The organism is Streptomyces sp. NPDC050164 (assembly GCF_044459945.1).
Lineage (GTDB): Bacteria > Actinomycetota > Actinomycetes > Streptomycetales > Streptomycetaceae > Streptomyces > Streptomyces coeruleorubidus_A.
Window position 1 is genome coordinate 191,004 of sequence record NZ_JBITJK010000010.1, and the last position, 24,827, is coordinate 215,830.

Consider the following 24,827-nt stretch of genomic DNA (forward strand, 5'->3'; position numbering starts at 1 on the left):
CGTTATCAAACAGCGGTGGGTTCGTCCGCCGGCAGGCTGTCCATGAAGGAGCTGACCGAGAAGACCGCGCGGCCGGCGCCGGGGAGACCGTAGCCGGGGGGCGAGGAGAGGCCGAAGTCCTCCATGGTCTGCCGGTACGCCTGGAGCAGGCGGATGTGGTACTCCAGGGGCGCGCCCTGGGGGTTGGCCTTGCCCAGCGGCGTCGTGGGCTCCGGGCACCAGGTGGTGAAGCGGGGCGTGATGCCGTGCGACATGAAGAAGCGCAGGCCCTCGGTGGTGGAGGCGATGGCCTCGTCGACCGTGGTGAAGCCGAACGGCTCGGCCATCTCCACGCCCGCCACGAAGTTGGGGATGACGTTGCGCGCGCCGAAGATCTCCGCCGAGTCGAGGATGCGCTTGTGCCACTCGTCGCGGCCGACGTAGCGCTCCTTGCCGGGGCAGTACATCTTGAACAGGTACTCGTCCCACACCTCGTAGTTGGGGTGGTAGATCTGCACGCCGTAGTCCTTGAAGCGCTGGACGTCGTCGCGCGGCAGCGCCTGGGCCACCACCTTGCCGATCCAGCGGCCGGGGAAGCGCTCCTCGATGGCCTTGGCGTAGTGGCCGTAGAAGTCGGCCTCGTCGCGGCCCGCGACCGTCTTGGTGATGGCGCCGCCGGTGAGGGTGTAGGCGGTGGAGGCCTTCGCCGTGTCGTAACGGTCGATGATCTCCAGGGCCTCCAGGACCTCCTCGACGTCCTTCACCCCGGTGTACGGCCGCCCGGCGGCCTTGTGCTGGCGCCAGTTGTGGTTGATGTCGCAGTACTGGCACTCCTCCTTGGCGCCGAAGTACTGGCAGACCCGGAAGACGGTCAGGTAGATCAGGTAGCCCCACTGGATGGTCGGGGCCACCTCCATGACCGACTTCCCGCTCGCGAGGGTGTGCCGGTAGTACTCGGGCATCGGCGGCACGCCGACGTCGGAGATCCGCTTGCCGTCGAGGTAGAGGCCGAGCACGCCGTCCTCGTTCGCGGCGACGCGGTACGGCGAGGCCGGGTTCACGCGCACCGAGACGACGGTCCGGCGCAGGTCGTACGGGCCGCCGGTGAGGATGATCTCCTCGGGCGGCCGGCGCAGCGCGGCCTCGCCCAGCTCGGGCAGGGTGCCGTGGTCGAAGGAGAAGATGAAGTACGACTTGGGCTTGACCTCGCCGCCCTCGTTGTCGCTGAGCGCGGAGGGGTCGAAGGCCACGCCGCCGCGGAGCAGGTCCTCCTTGAAGACGGCCTCCCGCGGGACATGCGGGAATCGCTCCATCAGATCCTCGACCAGTGCGGTACGGCTGCCGCTGCCCATCCCGACTCTCCTTCTGGATCGTATGTACGACTCCTCACGGTATCCGTTGCTGAGGAACTGTTTTACAGCGCCCCTCATCAATCCCGGCATTTCTACCGAAAAGGTTCGTGACGGTGTCACCAAAGCGGGGCGCTTCGGTGTCCTGACGACGATCTCTCGCTTCTTTCTGTCGCTGGTGCGGCAGGGTTGCGCCACCTGCCCGCCCGCCTCGGCCGATGTCCCGGTCGGGGCGTTGACGGCGGGTCTTACGGTCGGCTCCACGAGGCTTCGACACGCGGGGCGTGTCCTGGTCTCCGGCCACTCCGGTACCAGTTGCGCAGGCCGCAGCGAGGGCGGCGAGGTTGCGGGCCGCGTTCTCATCCCGGTCGAGGACAAGGCCGCAGACATCGCAGGTGAAGACTCGGACGTGCAACGGCAGCTTGGCTTTCACCGCGCCGCATGCCGAGCAGATCTTGGAGGAGGGGTACCAGCGGTCCGCCACCACGGTGTGGCATCCGTTCCACTGGCCTTTGTAAGTGAGTTGGCGTCGGATCTCACCGAATCCGGCATCGGCCACCCGGCGGGCGAGGCGCTTGTTGCGGAGCATTCCTGCGACGTTGAGGTTCTCGATCACCACGGTGCCGTATTCGTCCCTGATACGGGTGGTGAGCTTGTGCAGTGCATCGGTGCGTTGGTTCGCCACCCGATGATGGATCTTGTTGCGCTCGCGGTTGGCCTTCTCCCATCGCTTCGACGGTCTCTGACCGGTCCTGCGGTCGGGCCCCTGTCGCCGTGAGACGCGACGGGAGTGGAACCGCAGGAGCTTGAGCACGCCGTCCAGGTGTTTCGGGTTGGGTTCGTAGCGGACCATACCGGTGCTGTCGGCAAGGACCGCGAGGTGCTTCACCCCAAGATCGACACCTACCACCGCATCCGGCCGGGCTACGCGGGCGATCTCCCGGATGATCTCGACCTGGAAGGCGACGAACCAACGTCCGTGTTCGTACCGGACGGTCGCGGCAATGATGCGCGCAGTCCCAGCCCGGATGCGCGTCAGAAGTTTGGTAGTGGGTTCATGGCTGCGCACCGTCCCCAGCCGGGGCAAGGTGACATGCCGGCCGTCCGGCTCGACGCGGATCGCGCCAGTGGTGAACCGGCAGGCCAGGCGTGCCTTGCGTTTCGTCTTCAGGCGCGGGACACCCATCATGGGGCCTTTACGCTTGCCCTGCTTCGATTTGACGTAGTTGTCGAATGCGGCGGCCGCGTTGGTCAGTCCGGATTTGTAGGCTTCCTTGGAATTCTCTTTCCACCAGTCGGCGTACTTCGGGTCGGTCGTTTTGATCCGGTTGAATTCCCTGGACAACGCCGGCAGCGACCAGGACCGCCACGGTGTCAGCTCCTCCTCGCTGATGCCGTAGGTGGCTCCGGCTCTGCGCTGCCACCAGGAAGCGGTCACCCAGGACACGGCCCAGTTGTAGGCGGCGCGGGCGGCACCACAGTGCGAGCGCAGCGCCCGCTCCTGTCCGACGTTCGGATCGAGGGCGAACCCGTACGCCTGTACAACGCAACCGGACCGCCGCCTGAACTTCCCGCCCACTTAGCCCCCTTGAAGATCCCCTCGTCATCCACAACGAGCGCTCGACATGAAGGTCACGCATTCGATGTACGACCACCCGTTCCCATCCAGGCGTAGTCCGTTCCGCACCGAGAAGGCTTCCTTGCCGAGGCTCAGGCCTCGCGCTCCAGTGCCGCCAGGTCCACCGCGTACGCGAGTTCCCCCCCGGCCAGCAGCCGTTGCGCCTCCTCCGAGACCGTCAGCCCGAGGCGGGCCAGCTCGTTGCCCTGGGAGCCCGCGAGGTGGGGGGTGACGAAGGCTCCGGGCAGGTCGTAGAGGGGGGAGTCGGCGGGGAGCGGCTCGGGGTCGGTGACGTCGAGGATCGCGGTCAGGCGCCCGGCGCGCAGCTCCGCCACGAGGGCGTCGTGGTCGACCAGGGCGCCGCGCGCGGTGTTGATCAGCACCGACCCGTCGGGCATCAGGGCCAGCTCGCGGCGGCCGATCATGTGGTGGGTCTCGGGCGTCTCGGGGGCGTGGACGGTGACGATGTCGGACGAGCGCAGCAGGTCGTCCAGCGGCAGCAGGGGGACACCGAGCGCGGCGGCCTCCTGCTCGTCGACGTACGGGTCGGTGAGGGCGGCCCGCAGATCGAAGGGGCGGAGCAGTTCGAGGACGCGGCGGCCGATGCGGGAGGCGCCGATGACGCCGACGCGGCGGCCGTAGTTGCCGATGCCGGGGACGACGCCCCAGCCGGAGGAGGTGCGGGTGGCGCGCATCCGGTCGCGGGCGGCGAGGACGTCCTTCCCGGCCAGCAGGATCATGGCGAGGGTGTACTCGGCGACCGGCAGCGCGTTGGCGGCGGCGGCCGAGGAGACGGCGATGCCGCGCCGCCAGACCTCGGGAGTGGCGAAGGACTTCACCGAGCCGGCCGAGTGCAGCACGGCGCGCAGCCGGGATGCCGCGTCGAGCACCGCCGCGTCGAGCCGGGGGCAGCCCCAGCCGGTCACCAGGATCTCGGTCCGGGCCAGCACCTCGCGCACGCCCGGGTCGGCGAAGTCCTGCGCCACGAGCGCCGGATCGATGTCCACGGACTCCCGCAGCCGCGCCAGCACCTCGGGCGGGAAGACCTGCGGCACGTTCTGGGCGGTCATGGCGAACAGTGCCTGGGGGCGCTGGCTCAAGGAGGTGACCTTCCGGCTCGGCGGCACGCTGCGGAACAACACAGCAGCGACACACGCATGGATGGGCGGCCCACGACAGAAACCGCTCTCTACAACTTCTCCACGGTAGGCCGAGCCGGGCGGCAGGAGCAACGGACGGTGGGCGAGGTAGGTTCCGGCAGGGGCTTTCCCGGTCCCCGCTGTCTCGGGGAAGGACGACTCGATGAACGGGACCGTGACCAACTGGGCGGGGAACATCACCTACGCGGCCAAGGAGCTGCACCGGCCGGGCTCGCTCACCGCGCTGCGCGCGCTCGTCGCGGACAGCGACCGGGTGCGGGTGCTGGGCAGCGGACACTCGTTCAACGAGATCGCCGAGCCGGGCGCCGAGGGCGTCCTGCTGTCGCTGGCCGACCTGCCCCCGGAGGTGGACGTCGACACGGCGGCCCGCACGGTCCGGGTCGGCGGCGGCGTGCGCTACGCGGAGCTGGCCCGCCGGGTGCACGGCCAGGGCCTGGCGCTGCCCAACATGGCGTCGCTGCCGCACATCTCGGTGGCCGGGTCGGTCGCGACCGGCACCCACGGCTCGGGGGTGCTCAACGGCCCGCTGTCGGCGGTCGTGCGCGAGGTGGAGCTGGTCACGGCGGACGGCTCGATGGTGACCATAGGCCGGGACGAGGAGCGGTTCGGCGGAGCCGTCACCTCACTCGGGGCGCTCGGGGTCGTCACCGCGCTCACCCTCGACCTGGAGCCGGCGTACGAGGTGGAGCAGCACGTGTTCACCGAACTGTCCTTCCAGGGGCTGGACTCCGGGACGTTCGAGACGGTGATGGCGACGGCGTACAGCGTCAGCCTGTTCACCGACTGGCGCGCGCCGGGCTTTAGGCAGGTGTGGCTCAAGCGGCGCTCCGACCAGCCGCTGCCCGCCTTCCCCTGGGCCGCTCCCGCCACCGAGAAGCTGCACCCCGTGCCGGGTATGCCCGCGGTCAACTGCACCGAGCAGTTCGGTGTGCCGGGGCCTTGGCACGAGCGGCTGCCGCACTTCCGGGCGGAGTTCGTCCCGAGCAGCGGGGCGGAGTTGCAGTCGGAGTACCTGCTGCCGCGCGGACACGCCGTCGAGATGCTGCACGCGCTGGACTCGATCCGGGAGACCGTCGCCCCCGTCCTCCAGACCTGCGAGGTGCGCACGGTCGCCGGCGACGACCAGTGGCTGAGCCCTTCCTACGGCCGGGACACCGTGGCGGCTCATTTCACCTGGGTCGAGGACACGGCGGCCGTGCTGCCGGTGGTGCGGCGGGTCGAGGAGGCGCTGGAGCCCTTCGGGGCGCGGCCGCACTGGGGGAAGGTGTTCACCGTCCCGGCGTCCGTCCTGCGCGGGCTGTATCGGCGGCTCGGCGATTTCCGGGCGCTGGCACGGGAGCTGGACCCGGAGGGGACGTTCGCCAACGCCTTCGTGCGGGACCTGCTGACAGACGCGTAGCAGGAACGGACGCGTAACAGGACAGACCCGGTCGTCCGGCGGCGGACGGCCGAAGGGTCAGGTCGTGGCGTGCGGCCGGCCAGGTTCGCTGGGGGCCGTGGCGCGGTCGGCCTCGTCCTTGACGAGCAGGGAGAGCAGCGACGCCACGGTCAGACCGGCCTCGGCGGGGTGCCGCAGCACCTTGCCGGGGTGGATCCGGTACGTGTTGGTGCGGCCCTCCCGGGTGTGGGAGAGATAACCGTCCTGCTCCAGATCGGAGATGATCTTCTGGACGGCGCGTTCGGTGAGCCGGCAGTGGGCCGCGATGTCCCGGATACGGGCGCTGTGATTGTCGGCGATGGCTGCCAGCACCCGGGCATGGTTGGTGAGAAACGTCCATCCGGTGTGTGGCTCGGGCACTCCATCCATGCTTCAACTCTACCGACCAGGCGTACACGTATTCAAAAACACGTCCTGCGTTTCATGTATTGGTTGACGGGTGTGGGGTAGAGAGGCAACGCTGGAAAACGGAGGCAGGGCGAACAGACAAGGGAGAACGGGGCCATGCCGGACCCTGCGCACTCTGCGACGGCGATCCCGCCATGCGCGGCGACCATGGACGTCGTACCGGACGGCGACCGGATGACCGTCACCGTGTGGGGTGAACTCGACCTGGGCAGCCGGCGGCTGCTGCCGGATCTGCACGACATCCTGACGTTGTCGGGCAGCGGCGTCGACCTGCGTCTGGACGCGGTCGGTTTCTGCGACTGCTCCGGGCTCAACATGCTGCTCGACCTGCGCCTGCGCGCCCTCGACCAGGGCAAGACGGTCGCCGTCCGCTCCAGCGGCCTCGCGGTCGAGCGCCTGCTCGACCTGACCGGCACCCGCGAGCTGTTCGCGGTCTCGGGCCCGCGCCAGGACGCCGTACGTCCGGCCGGCGAGGAGCCCGGCCCGCGGACGGCCGACGAGGACCAGGACCTGCGCGCCGAAGTCGCCCAGCTGCGACGGGCCATGCAGACCCGGCCGACCATCGACCTGGCCCGCGGGATCCTGATGGCCTCCTTCAGCCTGAGCCCCGAGGCGGCCTGGAGCGTGCTGGTCAGGACCTCCCAGAACACCAACACCAAGCTGCACCACCTGGCCCGGGACCTGGTGGGCACCGTGCACGGCAACACGCTGCCCGAGCCGGTGCAGCAGCAACTCGCGGCGGCCGTCGCGAGTACGAGCCCCCACGGCGAGGCGGCGGCGTGCCCCGCGAGCGGAGCCGTCGAGGACTGACGCACCCCCACGAGCCCGGTGGCATCACGAGCGGGCCGCGATCGGCCACCACCGGCTCTCACCAGGAGCGCACTTTATAAAGCCCCTTTCCTAACCCCTTGTCGAAAGTCCCGGCAGCCCATAGCCTTGCGCCGCGCCGGTGCCTAAGTCGACCCGGCCCGAGCCGGTCTGGGAAGGGATGGGCACCCTGGTGAAGCGCACATCACGTGACATCCGCACAGCGAACCGCTACGAGGTGCTGCGCCAGATCATCGCCGAGTCACCGACCTCCCGGCAGGAGCTGGCGGCCGCCACCGGCCTCAGCCTCGCCACGGTCGCCACCCTCGTGGGCGAGCTGCTCGACCTCCGCATGATCACGGAGGTCGGCTTCGAGGACTCGGCCGGCGGCCGCCCCCGGGGCCTGGTGGCGGTCAACAGCTCGGGAGGCGCGCTGATCGGCGTCGACATCGCCGAGACGTACGTCCATGTCGAGCTGTTCGACCTGGGGCTGAACGTCCTGGCCCGCGCCGAGGAGGACGTGCGCGCCGGCGAGAGCCTGCCGGAGCAGGTGGTGGGCCATGTGGCCACCGCGGTCGGCTCGGTGGTCACCCAGGCCGGCATCGAGGGCGCCCGGGTGCTCGGGGTCGGGGTGAGCGTGCCGGGACAGGTGGACCGCGCCACCGGCACCTCGGAGTACGCGCCCAACTGGGACTGGCACGACGTACCGCTGCTCGACCTGCTCACCGAGCACATCGCCTATCCGCTGCACCTGGACAACCCGCTGCGCGCCAGCGCGGTGGCCGAGCTGTGGTTCGGGGCGGCGCGCGGGCGCGGGAACGCCGTGGTGGTCAACCTCGGGACCGGGGTGGGCGCCGGGCTGGTCCTGGGCGGCGGGCTGCACCGCGGGGTGAGCAACAGCGCCGGGGAGTGGGGCCACACCACGATGGTGCTGGACGGACGCCTGTGCCGCTGCGGCAACCACGGCTGCGTGGAGACGTACGTCGGCGCGCGCGGCATCATGCTGAACCTGCGCGAGATCGGCCCCGACAGCCCGCTGCTGCACCCGGACGACCAGACGGCGACCATCGACGCGCTGGCCCGCGGGGTCGCGGCGGACGACCCGGTGGCCCGCAAGGTCGTCCAGGAGACGGCCCGTTACCTGGGCGCCGGCGTCGCGGACCTGGTGAACCTGTTCAACCCCGAGATCGTCGTGCTGAGCAGCTGGGTCGCCCGCACCCTGGGCGAACCGCTGCTGCACGAGGTGCGCGAGGCCGTCGCCCGGCACGCGCTGCCGCGGCCGCTGGCCGCCACCGAGATCGTCCTCTCCCCGATCCCCACCGACCCGGTGTGCCTGGGCGCGGCGACGTTCGCGCTCGAAGGGGCGCTCCAGGCCGTCGGGCAGAAGAACGGCAAACGCACCGCCCTCGCGCGGAGCCGCACCACCGCTCCACCCCCGTAGCGGCGGAAGCAACTCCTCCGCCACCCCCGCGTGTTCGAAATCGCGAACCGGACACAACGCTTCGAACAGACTTCGTCCAACCCCTTGCCGAAGCCTTAGCCGAAGCTCTAGCGTCCCGCACCGCACCTCTCTTTGAGCCGTCTGGCGCCAGCCGCCAGCTCGTGAGCCATCAGGCAGTGGGCCGAAGAGCCGCAGCCGCACTCGAGACAAGGACGTCAGCATGTCGGCATCGAGCAACATGAACTGGGACCGCCGAAACGTACTGCGGGCCGCGATGGGCCTGGCCGCCGCCGGCGGACTTGCCGCGTGCGGCGGCAACACCGGCCGGGGCGGCGGGTCCGGGTCGGGCAAGAACCTGGTCCAGTACTTCCACGCGTACGGCGAGGCCGGTGTCGAGCAGGCCGTCAAGCGGTACGCGAAGGCGTACAAGGACGCCAACGTGACCACGCAGTGGATCACCGGCAACAACTACGAGCAGAAGCTCTTCGCCGCGCTGCTCACCAAGAACGCGCCCGACGTCTTCGAGTTCCACCCGCAGATCCAGCTCGTCAAGAGCGGCCAGGTGGCCGACCTGACGGACATCATCGAGCCGGTCAAGAACGACTTCAACCCGGCCGACATCAAGTCGCACACGGTCGACGGGAAGATATACGGCGTCCGGATGATCGACGACCCACAGTTCCTCTTCTACCGGCCCTCGTTGTTCGAGAAGGCGAAGATCGAGGTTCCGACCACGCTGGAGGAGCTGATCGAGGCCGCCGACAAGCTGACCACCAGCAAGGTCAAGGGCATCTTCCTCGGCAACAACCTGACCTCGGTGCAGAACCCGCTGATCTGGTCGGCCGGCGCCGACACCCTCACCGCGGACAACAAGCCCGCCTTCAACACCGACGCCGTCGCCGAGGGCCTCAAGCAGCTGCGCGGTCTGTTCACCAGCGGCAACCTGCTCCTCGACGCCCCCGCCGACTCGTGGGACCCGTCGGCCTTCATCCAGGGCCTCACCGCGATGCAGTGGTGCGGCATGTGGGCCATGCCGGCCATGCAGAAGGCGCTCGGCGACGACATCGGCATCTTCCCCTTCCCGAAGGTCGGCTCGGCCGGCAAGCAGTCGGTCTACAACGGCGGCTGGTCGATGTTCGTCAACGCCAAGAGCAAGAACGTCGAGGCGGCCAAGGAATACGTGAAGTGGCTGTGGATCGACCAGAAGCAGTACCAGGAGGACTTCGCCACCTCCTACGGCTTCCACATCCCGCCGCGCACCTCGCTCGCCGAGTCCGCGGACAAGCTGAAGTCCGGCCTGCCGGCCGAGGGCGTGAAGCTCTTCAACGAGTTCGGCCACTTCGACAACATCGGCTGGACGCAGGCCATGATCGCGGCGTTCGAGGACGTGATGGCCAACTCCGTCCGCAAGAACGGTGACCCCAAGGCCCAGCTCGCGGCCGCCGAGAAGAAGGTCAACGCCGAGCTCAAGAAGCTCTTCGGATAGACCACCGGACGGATCTCGACATGTCGACCACCACCACGCGCGGGGTCGCCCAGCCCGCCCCGGCCAAGGTCTCCAAGACCCGGCCGCGGCGGGGCCTGCGGGCGAGCAGCACCTTCAACTTCTGGCTCTTCACCGGCCCGTTCCTCATCGGCCTGGTGATCTTCGTCTTCGTGCCCATCGGCTGGAGCATCTGGCTCAGCTTCTTCGAAGCACGTTTCACCGTCACGCCGAGCGAGTTCGTCGGCTTCGACAACTACAAGCAGGTCCTGACGGACGCGGACTTCCGGGGCTCGCTCGTCACGTTCACCGTGTTCGCCGCGTTCATCGTGCCCGCCACCTGGGCCATGTCGCTGGGACTCGCCCTGCTGGTGAACCGGCTGCGGTTCATGCGGGCGTTCTTCCGGTCGGTGTTCTTCCTGCCGACCGCGGTCAGCTATGTGGCGGCCTCGCTGATCTGGAAGATGTCCATCTTCAACGGCGTCCGCTTCGGCATGGCCAACACCTTCCTCGGCTGGTTCGGCGTCGAGAACATCGCCTGGCTGGCCAACCCCGATCCGCCCTGGTACTGGCTGGTCATCGTGACCGTCCGGCTGTGGCTCCAGTCCGGCTTCTTCATGATCCTTTTCCTCGCGGCGCTGCAGAACATCCCGCGGGAGCTGTACGAGGCCGCCGCCATCGACGGCGCCAAGCCGGGCTGGCAGACCTTCCGGCACATCACCCTGCCCCAGCTGCGGGCCACGTCCACCGCGGTGATTCTGCTCCTGCTGATCGCCGCCTACCAGGCCTTCGACGAGTTCTTCAACCTGCTCTCCAAGGCCACCTGGGGCCAGCCCCCGCTGGTCGAGCTGTACAAGATGGCCCTCGGCGAGAACCAGAACTACGGTGCGGGCAGCGCGGGCGCGGTCGTCCTGACCCTGCTCATCTGCGTCGTGACCCTGTTCCAGGGCAAGATCATGGGCTTCGGAAGGGGTGAGGAGTCCAAGTGACCACCACAGCGCCCGACATCAGCAAGGGCACGAAGCCGGTCAAGGCCAAGCGTGGCGGCGGAGTCATCGGCAACACCGGCCTGTACATCGCGACCGGCATCGCGGCCCTCTTCTTCCTGATCCCCTTCTATCTGATCGTCCGCAACGCGCTGATGACGGACCCGGAGATCACGGGCGAAGAGTGGAAGTGGTTCCCCACCACCATCCAGTGGGGCAACATCACCGAGCCGTTCAACGACGTCACCGTCGACTTCGCGCGTGCCCTTTGGAACTCCGTCGTCGTCGCCGTCCTGCACACCGTCGGCATCCTGCTGATCTGCTCGCTCGCCGGATACGGCCTCGCCCGGATCCCGTACAAGCACGCCAACAAGGTGTTCTACGCCGTCCTGGTCACCCTGATGGTCCCCACGGCGGTCACCTTCGTGCCGAGCTTCGTGCTGGTCTCGTCCCTCGGCTGGGTGGACAGTTACCGGGGTCTCATCATCCCGGGCCTCTTCAGTGGTTTCACGTGCTTCCTGTTCCGGCAGTACTTCCTGGGGTTCCCGAAGGAGCTCGAGGAGGCGGCGCGCGTGGACGGACTCGGCTACTGGGGCGCGTACTGGCGTGTCGTCGTGCCGAACTCGCTGAACTTCTTCGCGGCCATCGCCACGATCACCTTCATCAACGGCTGGAACGCCTTCCTCTGGCCCCTGGTCATCGGACAGGATCCGAGTGCCTGGACAGTCCAGGTGGCGCTGTCGTCGTATATGACCAACCAGACCGTCAACTACCACCTGATCTTCATGGCCACGGCCATTTCCATCCTGCCCCTGGTGTTCGTCTTCCTCTTCCTCCAGCGCTGGCTGGTGCAAGGGATCGCCCAGACCGGCATCAAGGGCTGAGCTAGGAGACCGATGTCTTTCCGCACCACCTCCCTCGACTACGTCGAGGACGTCTCCCCGGGCAGCGGGGCCCTGCCGCCCCGCGCCTGGTACGCGTCCTCGGACGCGCGGTCCCTGTCCCTGAACGGCAGCTGGCGCTTCAGGCTGTCGGCGACGATCGACGCCGAGGACGACTCGTTCGCCGAGGAGGGCTACGAGGCCGGGGACTGGGCCGAGGTCACGGTCCCCGGGCACTGGGTCCTCCAGGGCGACGGGGCGTTCGGGTCCCCGATCTACACCAACCACCTCTACCCCTTCCCGGTGGACCCGCCGCACGTTCCGACGGAGAACCCGACCGGTGACCACCTGCGCGTCTTCGACCTGCCGTCCGGCTGGCCGTCGGACGGCGGGGCGGTGCTGCGGTTCGACGGTGTCGAGTCCTGCGCCCGGGTGTGGCTGAACGGCACGGAGCTCGGCGAGTTCAAGGGCTCCCGGCTGCCGCACGAGTTCGCGATCGGGCACCTGCTGAAGCCGGGCGGCAACGTGCTGGCCGTGCGTGTCCACCAGTGGTCGGCCGGGTCGTACCTGGAGGACCAGGACCAGTGGTGGCTGCCGGGCATCTTCCGTGACGTGACGCTGCTGCACCGCCCGGCAGGCAGTGTGGGCGACTTCTTCGTGCACGCCTCCTACGACCACACCACCGGCGAGGGCACCCTGCGCGTCGACTCCGACGTCGACGGGCGGGTGACCGTCCCTGCCCTGGACATCGACGTCGCGACCGGCGAGTCGGTGACGGTGGCCGTCGAGCCGTGGACCGCCGAGACGCCGCGGCTCTACGACGGTGTGCTGGCCACCGAGGGCGAGCGGGTGCCGCTGCGGATCGGATTCCGCACGGTCGTCCTGGAGGACGGACTCGTCAAGGTCAACGGCAAGGCCGTCCTCTTCAAGGGCGTCAACCGGCACGAGTGGCACCACGAGAAGGGCCGCGCCCTCGACCTGGAGACCATGCGCGAGGACGTGCTGCTGATGAAGCGGCACAACCTCAACGCGGTGCGCACCTCGCACTACCCGCCGCACCCGGCCTTCCTCGACCTGTGCGACGAGTACGGCCTGTGGGTCATCGACGAGTGCGACCTGGAGACCCACGGCTTCACCGAGCAGGACTGGCGGGACAACCCGGTCGACGACGACCGCTGGACCCCGGCCCTGCTGGACCGTGCCGCGCGGATGGTCGAGCGGGACAAGAACCACCCGTCGATCGTGTTCTGGTCGCTGGGCAACGAGGCCGGCACCGGGCGCGGGCTCACCGCCATGGCCGAGTGGATCCACGACCGGGACCCCGAGCGGCTGGTGCACTACGAGGGCGACTGGAACTGCCGCGACACGGACGTCTACTCGCGGATGTACGCCTTCCACGACGAGGTCGAGAAGATCGGGCAGCGGCTCGACGGCGGTACGCACAAGCGCCGTGAGCTCCCCTTCATCCAGTGCGAGTACGGCCACGCCATGGGCAACGGCCCCGGCGGGCTCGCCGACTACCAGGAGCTGTTCGAGAAGTACGAGCGGCTCCAGGGCGGGTTCATCTGGGAGTGGATCGACCACGGCGTCAAGCACGCCGAGCTGGGCTACGCCTACGGCGGTGACTTCGGCGAGGAGCTGCACGACGGCAACTTCGTCTGCGACGGGCTGGTCTTCCCGGACCGGACGCCGTCGCCGGGCCTCGTCGAGTACAAGAAGGTGATCGAGCCGGTCCACATCGAGGGCGACGGCGCGAACGGCATCGTGCGGATCACCAACAAGCAGGACTTCGCCGACCTGTCCGCGCTGGCCTTCGAGTGGTCGTGCCAGGTGGACGGCGAGACGGTCGAGTCGGGTTCGCTGTCGGTGCCGGCGCTCGCGCCGGGCGAGAGCGCCGAGGTGAAGCTGCCGGAGCCGCCCGTGGACGGCCGGGGCGGCGAACGCCAGTGGACCGTGCGGGCGCTGCTCGCCCACGACACGCTGTGGGCCGCGAAGGACCACGTCGTGGCCTGGGGGCAGTTCGCCGCGGGGGCACGGCCGCTGCCGTCCTTCCCCGCGAACGACCGGCCCGTGCGCGACGGGGACCGGTTCACCCTCGGCCCGGCCGCGTTCGACGCCCGCACCGGTGCGCTGCGCTCGATCGGCGACGTCGAGGTGAGCGCCCCGCGGCTGGACGTGTGGCGGGCGCCGACCGACAACGACGACGGCGCGGAGTGGCAGACCGACACCCGCTACGGGATGCTGTGGCGCACGCTCGGCCTGCACCGCATGCGCCACCGCCTGGTCTCGGTCGAGGCGGGCGACGACGCGCTGACGGTCCGCACCCGGGTGGCGCCCGCCGCCCGCGAGGTGGGCCTGGACACGGTGTACCGCTGGACGTCCGACGGCGAGCGGCTGAAGCTGACCGTGTCCGTGACGCCGGAGGGCGACTGGACGGTGCCGCTGCCCCGGCTCGGGGTGCGCTTCGGGCTGTCGGAGGCCGACTCCGTGGAGTGGTTCGGCGGCGGTCCCGGCGAGGCGTACCCGGACACCAGGACGGCGTCCATGGTGGGCCGCTGGCAGTCGACGGTGGACGGGCTCCAGACGCCGTATCTCCGCCCGCAGGAGAACGGCGCCCGCGCCGATGTCCGCTGGGTGGAGCTCGGCGGTCTGCGGATCGAGGGCGATCCGGAGTTCTGGTTCACCGCGCGGCGCTGGACCACCGAGCAGCTGGACGCGGCGCGGCACCGCACCGACCTCACGCCCGGGGACACGGTGTGGGTCAACCTCGACCACGGGCAGCACGGCATCGGCTCGCAGTCGTGCGGCCCGGGTCCGCTGCCGCAGTACTTCCTGAAGGCGGAGCCGGCTCAGTTCGCGTTCGTGTTCTCGACCACCAGGTAAGAAAACGCTGTAAGAACTCGATTAATCGATTGACCAATTGATCGACATTCCGACAGGGTCGGGACGTCATCCGCGGCCGGTCGGCCCTCGAAGCCGACCGGCCGCGACTGCGTTCACCACAAGGAAGTTGGTGAGTCGGTTGAGTGTCGCCATCGAGGTCCGCGGGCTGTCCCGCACCTTCCACACCACCGTCCGCCGCCCCGGTTTCCTGGGCGCCGTCAGATCACTGGTCAATCCGGAGCGGGTGGCCAAGCACGCCGTCACCGACATCAGCTTCGACGTATCCCCGGGCGAACTCCTCGCCCTGCTCGGCCCGAACGGCGCCGGCAAGTCCACCACCATCAAAATGCTCACCGGCATCCTCACGCCCACGTCCGGCGAGGCCCGGGTCGCGGGCGTGGTGCCGTACCGGGAGCGGGAGCGCAACGCCCGTAACGTCGGCGCGGTCTTCGGGCAGCGCACGCAGCTGTGGTGGGACCTGCCGGTGCGCGAGTCGTTCGCGATCCTGCGGGACATCTACGAGGTGCCGAAGGCCGAACACGCCGCCCGGCTCAAGGAGTTCGACGACATCCTGGACCTGTCCTCGTTCTGGGACACCCGGGTCCGCCATCTCTCCCTCGGCCAGCGGGTGCGCAGCGATCTGGCCGCCGCCCTGCTGCACGACCCGCCGGTGGTCTTCCTCGACGAGCCGACCATCGGCATGGACGTGGTGGTCAAGGAGCAGGTGCGGGAGTTCCTGCGCCACCAGGTCGAACAGCGCGGCCGTACGGTCCTGCTGACCACGCACGACATGACGGAGGTCGAGCGGCTCGCCGAGCGGGTGGTGCTGGTCAACCACGGCCGGCTCGTCCTGGACGGCACCCTCGACGAGATCCGCCGGAAGTTCGGCTCGACCTGGCAGGTGCGGGCCACGCTCGCCGACCCGCACGCCGAGGTCGTCCCGCCGCCCGGCATCACGCTGCTGCGGCGGGGCGGCGCGCAGGTCGTCTTCGGTCCCGACGGGACGGACGCGCCCACCGTCCACCAGGCGCTGAAGGCCGTGATCGAGCGGTTCGAGGTGACGGACATCGCCCTGGACGAGGCGGACCTGGAAGACGTGATGCGGGCCGCGTACGTGCACGCCGAGGAGGTCTGACGTGGCCGTGCCGCACGCCTGGCGCGCCGCGCGCGTCACCCCGCTCGGCGAGCTGAACGCCCCGCCCCGGATGACCGCCGTCGCGCTCCGGCTGGCCGTTCAGGTGGTGCTGGTCTGGTCACTGTGGCGCGGCCTGTACGCGCAGATCGGCACGACCGCGGGGCTGAGCCGCGACCAGGCGGTGACCTACGCCGTGCTGGCCGTACTGGCGTCCCGGCTGCGGGAGCTGGACCAGTACGCGGGCCGGGACACGGTCCTCCAGCACATGCACTTCGGCACCATCGTCTACTGGTACCTGCGTCCGCTGCCGCCACAGCGCTACTACGCCCTGCGGGCCGCCGGCGAGCAGCTGTACGGGCTCGCGTGGGCGCTGACGGGTTACGTCATCTGCCTCGCCACGGGCGTCGTCGAACCGCCCCGCTCGGCCGCGGTGACCGGGGTGTTCGTGCTCAGCATGCTGCTCGGCCAGTGGGTCCTGTACTACGTCATGCTCGTGCTCGACCAGTTGTGCTTCTGGACGGTCCGCAACACCGCCGCGATGCTCATCCTGCTGTTCGCGCAGAACCTGCTGTCCGGGGTGTACGCGCCGCTGTGGTTCTTCCCGGACTGGTTCCTGACGATGAGCGCCTTCCTGCCCTTCCAGGCCACGCTGAGCGTGCCGCTGTCGCTGTACGTGGGGCGGATCCCCCTGTCCGACGCGGCCTTCCAGCTCTCCGTCCAGGCCGCGTGGGTCGTGCTGCTGGCGTTGTTCACCCGGCTGCTGTGGCGGCGGGCCGCCCGGCGCGTGATCTCGCAGGGAGGCTGAGATGTCAGTGAAGGCTCTGCGGATCATCTGGCGCGTCACGGCGCTCAACTTCCGCGCGCAGATGGAGTACCGCACCGAGTTCCTGCTGATGATCGCGATCGGGGCGATCTGGCAGGTGTCGGTGATCGTGTTCGCCACGGTGCTGTTGTCCCGGTTCGCCGGGATGGGCGGCTGGGACAGCTCGGACGTGCTGCTGATCCCGGCGACGCGGATGCTGGCGCACGGTCTGTTCGTGCTGTTCCTGGGGCGGATGCACTGGGCCGGCCGGCAGATCCAGGAAGGCCGGGTCGACATCTACCTGATGCGGCCGATGCCGGTCCACCGGCAGATGCAGCTGGCGTTCTTCCCCACCAACGCCATCGGGGACCTCACGGTCGCGGCGGGTTTGATGGTGGGCGCGCTGTCCCGCAGCGACCTGGACTGGACGCCGGGCCGCATCACGTATCTCATCGCGGCCGTGCTCGGCGGCATGCTCCTGGAGGCGGCGCTGTTCACGGTCGTGGCCAGCGCGTCCCTGCGCTTCCCGGCCGCCGACTACTGGGGCCGCTGGCTGGAGGAACTCCTCGGCACGTTCGGCAGCTACCCACTGAACGTCCTCCCCAAGGCGGTGGGCGGCCTCCTCACCTACGGTCTCCCGCTCGCGTTCGTCGCCTACTTCCCGGCGGCGGTCCTGACGGGCCACGGCCACACGACGGGGGTGCCGTACTGGCTGGCGGCGGCGTCACCGCTGCTCGGGCTGCTGGCGTATCTGGGGGCGCGACTGCTGTGGAGGTGGAGTCTGGGGCACTACAGCGGGATCAACGGGTGAGATTCCGGGCCGATCCGCCGTGTCAACGGGTGCGGTTCCGACCCGACCCGCGGATGGGGGTGAACAGGGCCGTCACGGCCAGCAGGACGCAGGTCGCTCCGGCGGCCAGGGCGACCGGTGTCGTGCCCTGTTCCTCCGCGGCCCAGGTGAGGACGGCCGCGCCAATCGGTGCCGCCGCGTACTGAAGCGTCCAGAAGGCGGAGGTGACGCGGCCCAGGAGGTGCTCGGGCGTGACCTCCTGGCGCAGCGACATCGAGCAGGTGCCCGCCATGCCGACGCAGGCGAGGAACGCGGCGCTCAGGGCCGCCACGACCGGCACGTCACGGGCCCAGCCGAGCCCCACGAAGGCCAGCCCGCACACCGCGACCGAGCCGGTCCACGTCGGCCCGAAGCCTAGACGGCGACGGAACCGGGCCACGAGCAGGGCGCCGGTGATGGTGCCGAGCGCGCCGACCGCCATGACGGTGCCGACCGTGCCGTCGTCATGGCCGAGGTCGTGCTTGAGGTGGTAGATGACCAGGTCGTTCAGGCCGAGCGTGAGGAAGCTGAAGACGAACAGCAGGGCGGTGAGCGAACGCAGCACGGGGTGGCCGTGGAGGAAGGCGACGCCGGTGCGCAGGTCCTGCCACAGGCCGGTGCGCCGGTCGGTGTGCTCGTCCGGGGTGCGCTTGCGCAACCGTACGAAGAACAGGCACGTGGCCGACACCCCGAAGCTGGCCGCGTCCACGCCGACCGCGGCGGCCGGGCCGGACCAGGCGGCGACCAGACCGGCGCACAGCGGTCCGAGGACACCCGCGGCGGCGGCCGTCGCGTTCAACCGGCCGTTGGCCTCCGTGAGTTGCCCGGTGCCGACCAGGCCCCGCACGACCGTGACGTAGCCGACCGCGAACAGCATGCCCACGGCCTCGCACAGCGGCAGCACCACGTACAGCAGCCAGATCTGCGGGCCGAACAGCCACACCAGCGGGATCACCCCGTACAGCCCCATGCGCACCAGGTCGCAGGCGATGAGCAGCCGCCGCCGGTCCACCCGGTCCACCACGGCCCCGGCGAACACCACCGCCACGACCGAGGCCGCCCCGCCCACCGCCGTCAGCAGCCCCATCCGCGCGACCGAGCCCGTGACCTCCAGCACCAGCAGGGGCAGGGCGATCAGCGCGAAGGAGTCGCCGAGCACGGAGAGGGTCTGCGCGGCCCAGAAGATGCCGAAGTCGCGCTGCCGCCACAGGGGGCGGGTGCCGGGTAAGCACTCGTCGGCGGCGTCCTCACGCCGCGCCGCCCCGTGCGTCATGCCGCCGCCTCCCCCGTGTCCCCGCTGCCTGGGCCCGGCAACCTTACGGCTCCCCGCCGCGACCGAGGAATGCCGCACCCGCCCGCATCCCGATGCCCGCGAAAACCGATACCGGTGGGCGGTGCGCACGCAGTAGCGTCCGCACCGTGAGGTGATCTCTCCCGCGGTGTCCCGGACACCGCAGACGCGAACCCGACCCGTACCCCTGACGTTCCGCGGGGAGAGATCACCATGCACATCACCTTGGGCAACACTCCTGACGACACCCTGGCCGCCTTCATCGCACGGGCGGCCGCCGATCCCGGCGTCGTCGGACTGGTCCTCAGCGGCTCCCGGGTCCACGAGGGCATGCCGACGGTCCACTCCGACTACGACCTGCATGTGATCCTCGAGGACGAGCACGCCTCGCCGATCGCCGAGTTGGACTGGTTCCGTTCCGCCCACCTGGACCTCGTGGTCATTGCGCTGACGGAGTTCCGTACGCGCGGCATGCCCGGCCGCCCGGACAGCTTCGCTCGCTACTCCTACGTCCACGCCGAGGTACTGCTCGACCGGCTCGACGGGACCGTCGCCCGGATCCTCGACGAGAAACGGACGCTGGGCGCCACCGAGGCCCGGGCCGCCGTCGACGGCTGGCTCGACGCGTACGTCAACCAGACCTACCGCTCCCTGAAGAGCTTCCGCGACGGCCGCCCCGCCATGGGCCACCTGGACGCCGCCGAGTCCGTCCCCTACGCCCTGGAGGTGCTCTTCGCCCTGCACCGCCGCGTCCGGCCCTACAACAAGTACCTCCAGTGGGAGCTGGAGCGGAGCCCGCTGGGCGACCGGCGGTGGGAGGCGGATCGGCTCCTGCCCGTGCTGCGCCGTCTGCTCGCCGACGGCGACCCGCACACGCAGCGCGCGCTCTTCACCGACATCGAGGAGACGGCACGGCGGGCCGGCCACGACCGGGTCCTCGACTCCTGGGGCGCGGATCTGGAGCTGCTGCGTCAGCCATGACCCACTCGTACCTCAGCGCCGGGCCAGCGCCAGCACACTCAGACCGAACATCAGGACTCCCAGGGGAGATGGACCGACGGGACGTGTGCGATGCCGAGCACGACCTGGACCGAGGCGAGTACGAGGAAACCCGACGCGTGCCAGACAGGCCGGGGCGAACCGCCGCCCGGCTTCCACGCCAGGACCGCCGCGAGCACGTACAGCATCGTCGCCCCGTACATCACACGGGCTCCGACATCGTGCAGCGTCTCTCCGTAGGACGAGGTCGGCAGCAGCCCGGCGGAGACCGCCTGGAGGAAGATGGTCAGGGTCTGCAGGGCGATCGCGATCCGCAGGAACGAGGAGCCGCGTTGTGCGTTCGCGGTCGCCGTCATCTGTGTGGCCATGTCACAGTTCCCCTTGTCCGCCCTCGGGCAGTTGGTCGATAAGGTCTCACCAGCTCGACGACGCGGGCCTGCGAAAGGTAAGGCGAGGGGGCGGCCGGAAGCATGGGGACTGTCGGGGGCGGCACTGATGAGATAGCCGGCGAGCGACGCCAACTGATCAATGTCGCTTACCGGTTGCTCGGTTCGGTGACCGAGGCCGAGGACGCCGTGCAGGATGCCTACGCCCGCTGGTACGGGCTGCCACGAAACCGGCAGGAGGAGATCCGGTCCCCGGGTGCCTGGCTGACGACGGTGACCGGCCGCATCTGCCTGGACCTGCTCGGCTCGGCGCGGGCCCGCCGTGAACGCTATGTCGGCGCGTGGCTGCCCGAGCCGCTGCCCGACCGAACCGAATGGGACCACGCGGGAGGCGCCGGCCCCACCGGCCCTGCGGACCCCGCCGAACAGATCGTCCTGGACGAGTCGGTGACCATGGCCTTCCTCGTCGTCCTGGAATCGATGACGCCCGCCGAGCGGGTGGCGTTCGTCCTGCATGACGTCTTCCGGTACCCGTTCGCCGAGATCGCCGACGTTCTCGGCCGGACTTCCGCGGCCTGCAAGCAGCTGGCGGCCTCCGCCCGGCGGCGGGTGAGTGTCGCACGCGCTCCGGTGACGGCGACCGGCCGGGCCGACGTGGTGAGGCACGTCAAAGAGGCCTGGGAGACCAAGGACATCGCGGCCCTCGTCGGTCTCCTCGACCCGGCCGCCGTGATGACCGCCGACGGCGGCGGCATGGTCGGCACCGTCCTGCGCCCGGTCGAGGGCGGCGCGCGCATTGCCCAGTACATGGTCGCCATCGCCGACAAGGCGCCGGGGCTCGAGCTCCTGGAGCGGTCGGTCAACGGTGTGCCGGGCCTGGTGGCCCAGCGTGCCGGCGTCGTCATGACCGTGGCATCGTTCGACGTCTCCGACGGGCGCGTCTCCCGGATCTGGGCGGTCCGCAACCCGGAGAAGCTGCGGCCGTGGGCGTGGTCGTAGCCCCCGTCCGTCGTTTCATCCCCCACTGTTTCCCCCGTGTCCCTTGCGCATCAACCGAGTTGGGCTCGAACCTGAGCATCGTTCATGTCCCTCCCTGCCTCCCCCGACCGGAGACACCCCCACCATGAGACGACTCCTCGGCGCCCTCACCGCCGCCGCTCTGGCCCTCACCGGACTGACCGCGACCTCCGCGACGCCCGCCGCCGCCGCGGACTCCGGTTCCTTCAACGTGCTGACGTACAACATCGCGGGCCTGCCCCTCGGGCTCGGCGACAGCGACCCCGAGACCAACACCCCGCTGATCGGGCAGCGGCTCGGGCCGTACGACATCGTGAACGTGCAGGAGGACTTCAACTACCACGCCTCGCTGTACGCCAACGACAAGCACCCGTACCGCACTTCGACCAGCGGTGGCGCTGCCTTCGGTGACGGTCTCAACACCCTCTCGGACCACCCCTTCGAGGACTTCCAGCGGGTGAAGTGGAACAACTGCACCGGCACCAACTGCCTGACGCCCAAGGGCTTTTCGCTGGCGCGGGTGAGGCTAGCGGAGGGCGTCTTCGTCGACCTGTACAACGTCCACACCAACGCGGACGCGACCGACGACGCGCTGGCCGCCCGCCGGGCCAACGTCGAGCAGCTCTCGGACTTCATCCAGGCGAACTCCGCGGGCAACGCGGTGATCGTCATGGGGGACACGAACACGCGGTACACCCGCACCGGCGACAACATCCGCACCCTGCTGTCCGAGAACGGCCTGACGGACGCGTGGGTGAAGCTGGTGAAGGGCGGTACTCCCCCGGCCCAGGGCGGCGACGCGCTGGTCTGTGACGAAGCGGCGCCGACGAACGACTGCGAGGTCGTGGACAAGGTCCTCTACCGGGGCAGCAAGCTGCTGACCCTGACCACGACCCGCTACGCCAACGACTGGAAAGCCTTCCTCCGCTCCGACGGCAAGCACCTGTCCGACCACTTCCCGCACGCGGTCGACTTCTCCTACACGCTCAACTCGTCCCTGCGGGCCAGCGACTTCTTCGGCGGCCCGCACGGCACCGCCTTCAACGACGCGGACGACCTGCCGGCCAACCCCGCTCCCCGCACCCTCACCCTGCGCGGCGCCACCCGACTGGACGCTGTCTCCCTGACCCACGACGGCGGTACGGCCCTCACCCACGGCGGCACGGGCGGCACGGCGACCTCGCTGACGCTGGCCTCCGGTGAGCACCTGACCTCGGTGAAGCTGACGCAGGGCCAGAAGGACGGCCGCACCCGGATCTTCTCGGCGTCCTTCACGACGGACAAGAACCGCACCCTGTCCGCCGGCACGGCCACGTCCGACGCGAAGACCTTCACGGCCCCCTCCGGTTGGCAGATCGTCGGCTTCACGGGCCGCGCGGGCGGTGAGATCGACAAGCTGGGAGTGGTGTACGCGCCGATCCGCTGATCCCGTACTACGCTCTTCCCTCATGCCCAGAGCCGGCCTCACCCCCGACCGCCTCGTCGCCGCCGCGGCCGACCTCGCCGACGAGGCCGGCCTGGAGCACGTCACCCTCTCCGCCCTGGCCCGCCGCTTCGGGGTGAAGGACGCGAGCCTGTACACCCACGTGCGGAACCTGAAGGACCTGCGCACCCGGATGGCCCTCCTCGCGGGCGGCGAGATGATCGACCGGATCGCGGCGGCGGTCGAGGGGCGGGAGGCCGGCCGGGACACGCTCGGTGCCTTCGCCGGCGCCTACCGGGCCTACGCCCTGGAACACCCCGGCCGGTACGCGGCGACCCAGCTCCCGATCGATCAGGACCTGGTCGCGGACTCCCCCGCGATGCGCCGCACGGCCGACGTCACCTACGGCATGCTCCGCGCCTACGGCCTGGAGGAACCCGACCTCACCGACGCCGTACGCCTGCTGCGCAGCACCTTCCACGGCTACTGCGCCCTGGAGTCCACCGGCGCCTTCGGCGCCCCCCGTGACGTACAGGCGTCCTGGGACAGGGCGATCGACGCCCTGCACGTACTTCTTCAGAACTGGCCCCGCGAACAGAGGACGACCGATGCGTGACACAGCCGACTCCATAGCGCGGAGCTACGCACTCGGCGCCGGGCCCTGGACCATGACACCGGTCACCCGGGGCGCGCTGGGCCAGATCTGGAAACTCACCGGAAACGGGTCCTCGTGGGCCGTGAAGGAGCTCCTCTTCGGCTGCGACGAAGCGCAGGTCCGCCGCGAGGCCGCGCTCCGGGACTTTGCCGCGGACCTGGGCATCGCCTCGCCCCGTCTCCACCCCGACGGGCAGGGCGCGCACGTCTCCCGGCTCGGTTCCCCGGCCGGGTCCTGGGTGAAGCTGTACGACTGGGTCGACGGCACCCGGGCGGACGCGTCGGACCCCGACATCCTGGACTGGTTCGGCCGGACCATGGCGCTGCTGCACCAGGCCGGTGAGGGCGCCGTCGAGACGCCCAGCGACTGGTACGAGCGGTGCCCTGACGACGCCGACTGGGAGGACGTCCTCAAGAAGGTGCGGGACGCCGGCCTGCCGTGGGCGGACGAACTGGGCCGGTTCATCGCCACGTCAGCGCCCCGGCTGGCGCACTGGGTGACACCGTCGGCCCCCGGCGAACTCGTGACCTCGCACCTCGACCTCCAGCCCCAGAACGTCCTGGTCGGCCCGGACGGGCCGGTCCTGCTCGACTGGGACAACGCCGGGCCGATCTCGGCGGAACGGGAGTTCGCGCGGGCCGTCTACGTGTGGTCGGGCCGCAACGAGGTGGGCATCGCGTCCGCCCGACGCCTGGCCCGGGCCTACCGGGATGCCGGGGGCCGGGCCGTGGTCACGGGCCCGGAGTCGTTCTCGATGCTCTTCGCCACGGACCTGAACTACATCCATGTGCAGGCGGAGACGGCCGTCGATCCCGCCGTGACCGCCGCGCAGCGCGCGTTCGCGGGCGACCAGGTCGTCGCGTGCCTGCGCGGCCTGCCGGACCTCGCTGCCGTGTCGCTGCTGGTCGCCGCGCTCGACGCCTGACTGAGCGACCTGCGGAACAACCTACGGAACAACCTACGGAGCGACCTGACGGGCCACTTCCTGGTACGACGGTGTCGGCCCCGCCGGCGTTCGGCCGGCCCGGATCTCCGCCACCGCCTCCAGGGCCGCGCCCAGCGCCCGCCGGTACAGCAGCGAGCCGAGACTGATCCGGCGTACGCCGACATCGGCGAGGTGGGGGACGGAGGGGCCACCCGGCGAATAGAGGACGTTGAGGGGGGCGTGGACGTGGCGCACCAGGGTGGCGATCTGCCGCAGGTCGGTGAGGCCGGGGACGAACACGCCGTCCGCGCCCGCCTGTTGGTAGGCGTCGAGCCGGGCGAGCGTGTCCGTGGCGTCGCCGTCGCCGAGCCAGTGGGTGTCGGTGCGGGCGTTGACGAAGAGGCCGGGGACAGCCTCCTTGACCGCGGCGATCTTCGCCGCGTGCCGGTCGGCGGGCCCGAGTCCGTCCTCCAGGTTGATGCCGACGACTCCCACGGCGTGCAGCTCGCGCGCGAACTCCGCCACCTCGTCCGGGTCGTCGCTGAAGCCGCCCTCGGCGTCGACGGACACCAGGAACGGCTCCGAGCCGAGGGCGCAGGCCAGCCGGAGCGTCTCCTCCCGGGTCGCCGCCTCGCCGTCGGGCAGTCCCGCGGCCGCGGCGACGCCCAGGCTCGTCGTCGCGATCGCCCGGAAGCCCTGCCCGGCGAGGGCCCGGGCGGACGCGCAGTCCCAGGCGTTGGGCAGCAGGAGGGGCTCGTCGGCGTGGTGGAGTTCGGCGAAGGCGGTGACGGCCCCCGCGGCCGGTGTCTGCTTCGGGTGTGCGGTCATGGGGCCACGCTAGGGTCTGTCGTTTGGATCAGGTCGCAGGGAAGCGACTGTTCTGCTCGGTGCCGGCGAGCGGGGTCTGGTGCGTGCCTCTGCAAGGCGGAGGA

General features: G+C 70.0%; 21 protein-coding genes and 1 pseudogene. 15 read left to right on the plus strand and 7 right to left on the minus strand.

Annotated elements, in window-relative coordinates; translation table 11 throughout:
* Positions 1–5 precede the first annotated feature (5 nt).
* The 3 genes from ACIBNA_RS17315 to ACIBNA_RS17325 all read right to left on the minus strand — a co-directional run bounded on the left by ACIBNA_RS17315 (position 6) and on the right by ACIBNA_RS17325 (position 4,046).
* The gene (locus tag ACIBNA_RS17315; RefSeq protein WP_399166040.1) at positions 6–1,331 is read right to left on the minus strand and encodes a radical SAM protein; all 1,326 of its coding nucleotides are present in this window, start codon (positions 1,329–1,331) and stop codon (positions 6–8) included.
* Positions 1,332–1,365: 34 nt separating this feature from the next.
* Positions 1,366–2,907 carry an IS607 family element RNA-guided endonuclease TnpB gene (gene tnpB, locus ACIBNA_RS17320; protein ID WP_399166041.1) on the minus strand — a complete coding sequence of 514 codons (1,542 nt, stop codon included), beginning with the start codon at positions 2,905–2,907 and terminating at the stop codon, positions 1,366–1,368.
* Between the two features lie 131 nt (positions 2,908–3,038).
* Positions 3,039–4,046, minus strand: coding sequence for a hydroxyacid dehydrogenase (locus ACIBNA_RS17325; RefSeq protein ID WP_399166042.1), 1,008 nt, complete (start codon positions 4,044–4,046; stop codon positions 3,039–3,041).
* A 202-nt stretch (positions 4,047–4,248) separates the two neighbouring features.
* Here ACIBNA_RS17325 and ACIBNA_RS17330 point away from each other — a divergent pair, with 202 nt between their 5' ends.
* On the plus strand, positions 4,249–5,505 hold the full coding sequence (locus ACIBNA_RS17330) for an FAD-binding protein (RefSeq protein ID WP_399166043.1): 1,257 nt from the start codon (positions 4,249–4,251) through the stop codon (positions 5,503–5,505).
* A gap of 57 nt (positions 5,506–5,562) precedes the next feature.
* Here ACIBNA_RS17330 and ACIBNA_RS17335 read toward each other — a convergent pair whose 3' ends face one another.
* A complete protein-coding gene (locus ACIBNA_RS17335; protein ID WP_399166044.1) occupies positions 5,563–5,913 on the minus strand; it encodes a helix-turn-helix transcriptional regulator in 351 nt (116 codons plus the stop codon).
* Positions 5,914–6,048: 135 nt separating this feature from the next.
* On the opposite strand from ACIBNA_RS17335, the gene ACIBNA_RS17340 reads away from it, so the two are divergent.
* The 9 genes from ACIBNA_RS17340 to ACIBNA_RS17380 all read left to right on the plus strand — a co-directional run bounded on the left by ACIBNA_RS17340 (position 6,049) and on the right by ACIBNA_RS17380 (position 17,181).
* Positions 6,049–6,762 (plus strand): ANTAR domain-containing protein, encoded by a 714-nt coding sequence (locus tag ACIBNA_RS17340; RefSeq protein ID WP_399166045.1) that lies wholly within the window; start codon positions 6,049–6,051, stop codon positions 6,760–6,762.
* A gap of 178 nt (positions 6,763–6,940) precedes the next feature.
* Positions 6,941–8,200 (plus strand): ROK family transcriptional regulator, encoded by a 1,260-nt coding sequence (locus tag ACIBNA_RS17345; protein ID WP_399166066.1) that lies wholly within the window; start codon positions 6,941–6,943, stop codon positions 8,198–8,200.
* Positions 8,201–8,420: 220 nt separating this feature from the next.
* Positions 8,421–9,686 carry an ABC transporter substrate-binding protein gene (locus ACIBNA_RS17350; protein WP_399166046.1) on the plus strand — a complete coding sequence of 422 codons (1,266 nt, stop codon included), beginning with the start codon at positions 8,421–8,423 and terminating at the stop codon, positions 9,684–9,686.
* Positions 9,687–9,706: 20 nt separating this feature from the next.
* On the plus strand, positions 9,707–10,672 hold the full coding sequence (locus tag ACIBNA_RS17355; RefSeq protein WP_399166047.1) for a carbohydrate ABC transporter permease: 966 nt from the start codon (positions 9,707–9,709) through the stop codon (positions 10,670–10,672).
* A complete protein-coding gene (locus tag ACIBNA_RS17360) occupies positions 10,669–11,553 on the plus strand; it encodes a carbohydrate ABC transporter permease (RefSeq protein WP_399166048.1) in 885 nt (294 codons plus the stop codon). The genes ACIBNA_RS17355 and ACIBNA_RS17360 overlap by 4 nt, the downstream gene beginning before the upstream one ends.
* 12 nt (positions 11,554–11,565) lie before the next feature.
* A complete protein-coding gene (locus ACIBNA_RS17365) occupies positions 11,566–14,433 on the plus strand; it encodes a glycoside hydrolase family 2 TIM barrel-domain containing protein (RefSeq protein ID WP_399166049.1) in 2,868 nt (955 codons plus the stop codon).
* Positions 14,434–14,572: 139 nt separating this feature from the next.
* Positions 14,573–15,568: an ATP-binding cassette domain-containing protein gene (locus ACIBNA_RS17370; RefSeq protein ID WP_399166067.1), complete on the plus strand. Its 996-nt coding sequence runs from the start codon at positions 14,573–14,575 to the stop codon at positions 15,566–15,568.
* Position 15,569: 1 nt separating this feature from the next.
* On the plus strand, positions 15,570–16,373 hold the full coding sequence (locus tag ACIBNA_RS17375) for an ABC-2 family transporter protein (RefSeq protein ID WP_399166050.1): 804 nt from the start codon (positions 15,570–15,572) through the stop codon (positions 16,371–16,373).
* 1 nt (position 16,374) lies between these two features.
* Positions 16,375–17,181, plus strand: a complete 807-nt coding sequence (locus ACIBNA_RS17380; RefSeq protein ID WP_399166051.1) for an ABC transporter permease — start codon at positions 16,375–16,377, stop codon at positions 17,179–17,181.
* A 22-nt stretch (positions 17,182–17,203) separates the two neighbouring features.
* Here ACIBNA_RS17380 and ACIBNA_RS17385 read toward each other — a convergent pair whose 3' ends face one another.
* Positions 17,204–18,472: an MFS transporter gene (locus ACIBNA_RS17385; protein WP_399166052.1), complete on the minus strand. Its 1,269-nt coding sequence runs from the start codon at positions 18,470–18,472 to the stop codon at positions 17,204–17,206.
* Positions 18,473–18,703: 231 nt separating this feature from the next.
* Here ACIBNA_RS17385 and ACIBNA_RS17390 point away from each other — a divergent pair, with 231 nt between their 5' ends.
* Positions 18,704–19,471: a hypothetical protein gene (locus tag ACIBNA_RS17390; protein ID WP_399166053.1), complete on the plus strand. Its 768-nt coding sequence runs from the start codon at positions 18,704–18,706 to the stop codon at positions 19,469–19,471.
* 12 nt (positions 19,472–19,483) lie between these two features.
* Here ACIBNA_RS17390 and ACIBNA_RS17395 read toward each other — a convergent pair.
* Positions 19,484–19,857 (minus strand): annotated as a pseudogene (locus ACIBNA_RS17395) (hypothetical protein).
* Positions 19,858–19,959: 102 nt separating this feature from the next.
* Between ACIBNA_RS17395 and sigJ the strand changes: the two are divergent.
* The 4 genes from sigJ to ACIBNA_RS17415 all read left to right on the plus strand — a co-directional run bounded on the left by sigJ (position 19,960) and on the right by ACIBNA_RS17415 (position 23,895).
* On the plus strand, positions 19,960–20,874 hold the full coding sequence (sigJ, locus tag ACIBNA_RS17400; protein WP_399166054.1) for an RNA polymerase sigma factor SigJ: 915 nt from the start codon (positions 19,960–19,962) through the stop codon (positions 20,872–20,874).
* Positions 20,875–20,998: 124 nt separating this feature from the next.
* Positions 20,999–22,318, plus strand: coding sequence for a jacalin-like lectin (locus ACIBNA_RS17405; RefSeq protein WP_399166055.1), 1,320 nt, complete (start codon positions 20,999–21,001; stop codon positions 22,316–22,318).
* Positions 22,319–22,340: 22 nt separating this feature from the next.
* Positions 22,341–22,931, plus strand: a complete 591-nt coding sequence (locus ACIBNA_RS17410) for a TetR/AcrR family transcriptional regulator (RefSeq protein ID WP_399166056.1) — start codon at positions 22,341–22,343, stop codon at positions 22,929–22,931.
* On the plus strand, positions 22,924–23,895 hold the full coding sequence (locus ACIBNA_RS17415; protein ID WP_399166057.1) for a phosphotransferase enzyme family protein: 972 nt from the start codon (positions 22,924–22,926) through the stop codon (positions 23,893–23,895). Before ACIBNA_RS17410 ends, ACIBNA_RS17415 begins: the two co-directional genes overlap by 8 nt.
* 33 nt (positions 23,896–23,928) lie before the next feature.
* Here ACIBNA_RS17415 and ACIBNA_RS17420 read toward each other — a convergent pair whose 3' ends face one another.
* The gene (locus ACIBNA_RS17420; protein ID WP_399166058.1) at positions 23,929–24,723 is read right to left on the minus strand and encodes an isocitrate lyase/phosphoenolpyruvate mutase family protein; all 795 of its coding nucleotides are present in this window, start codon (positions 24,721–24,723) and stop codon (positions 23,929–23,931) included.
* Positions 24,724–24,827: the final 104 nt, after the last annotated feature.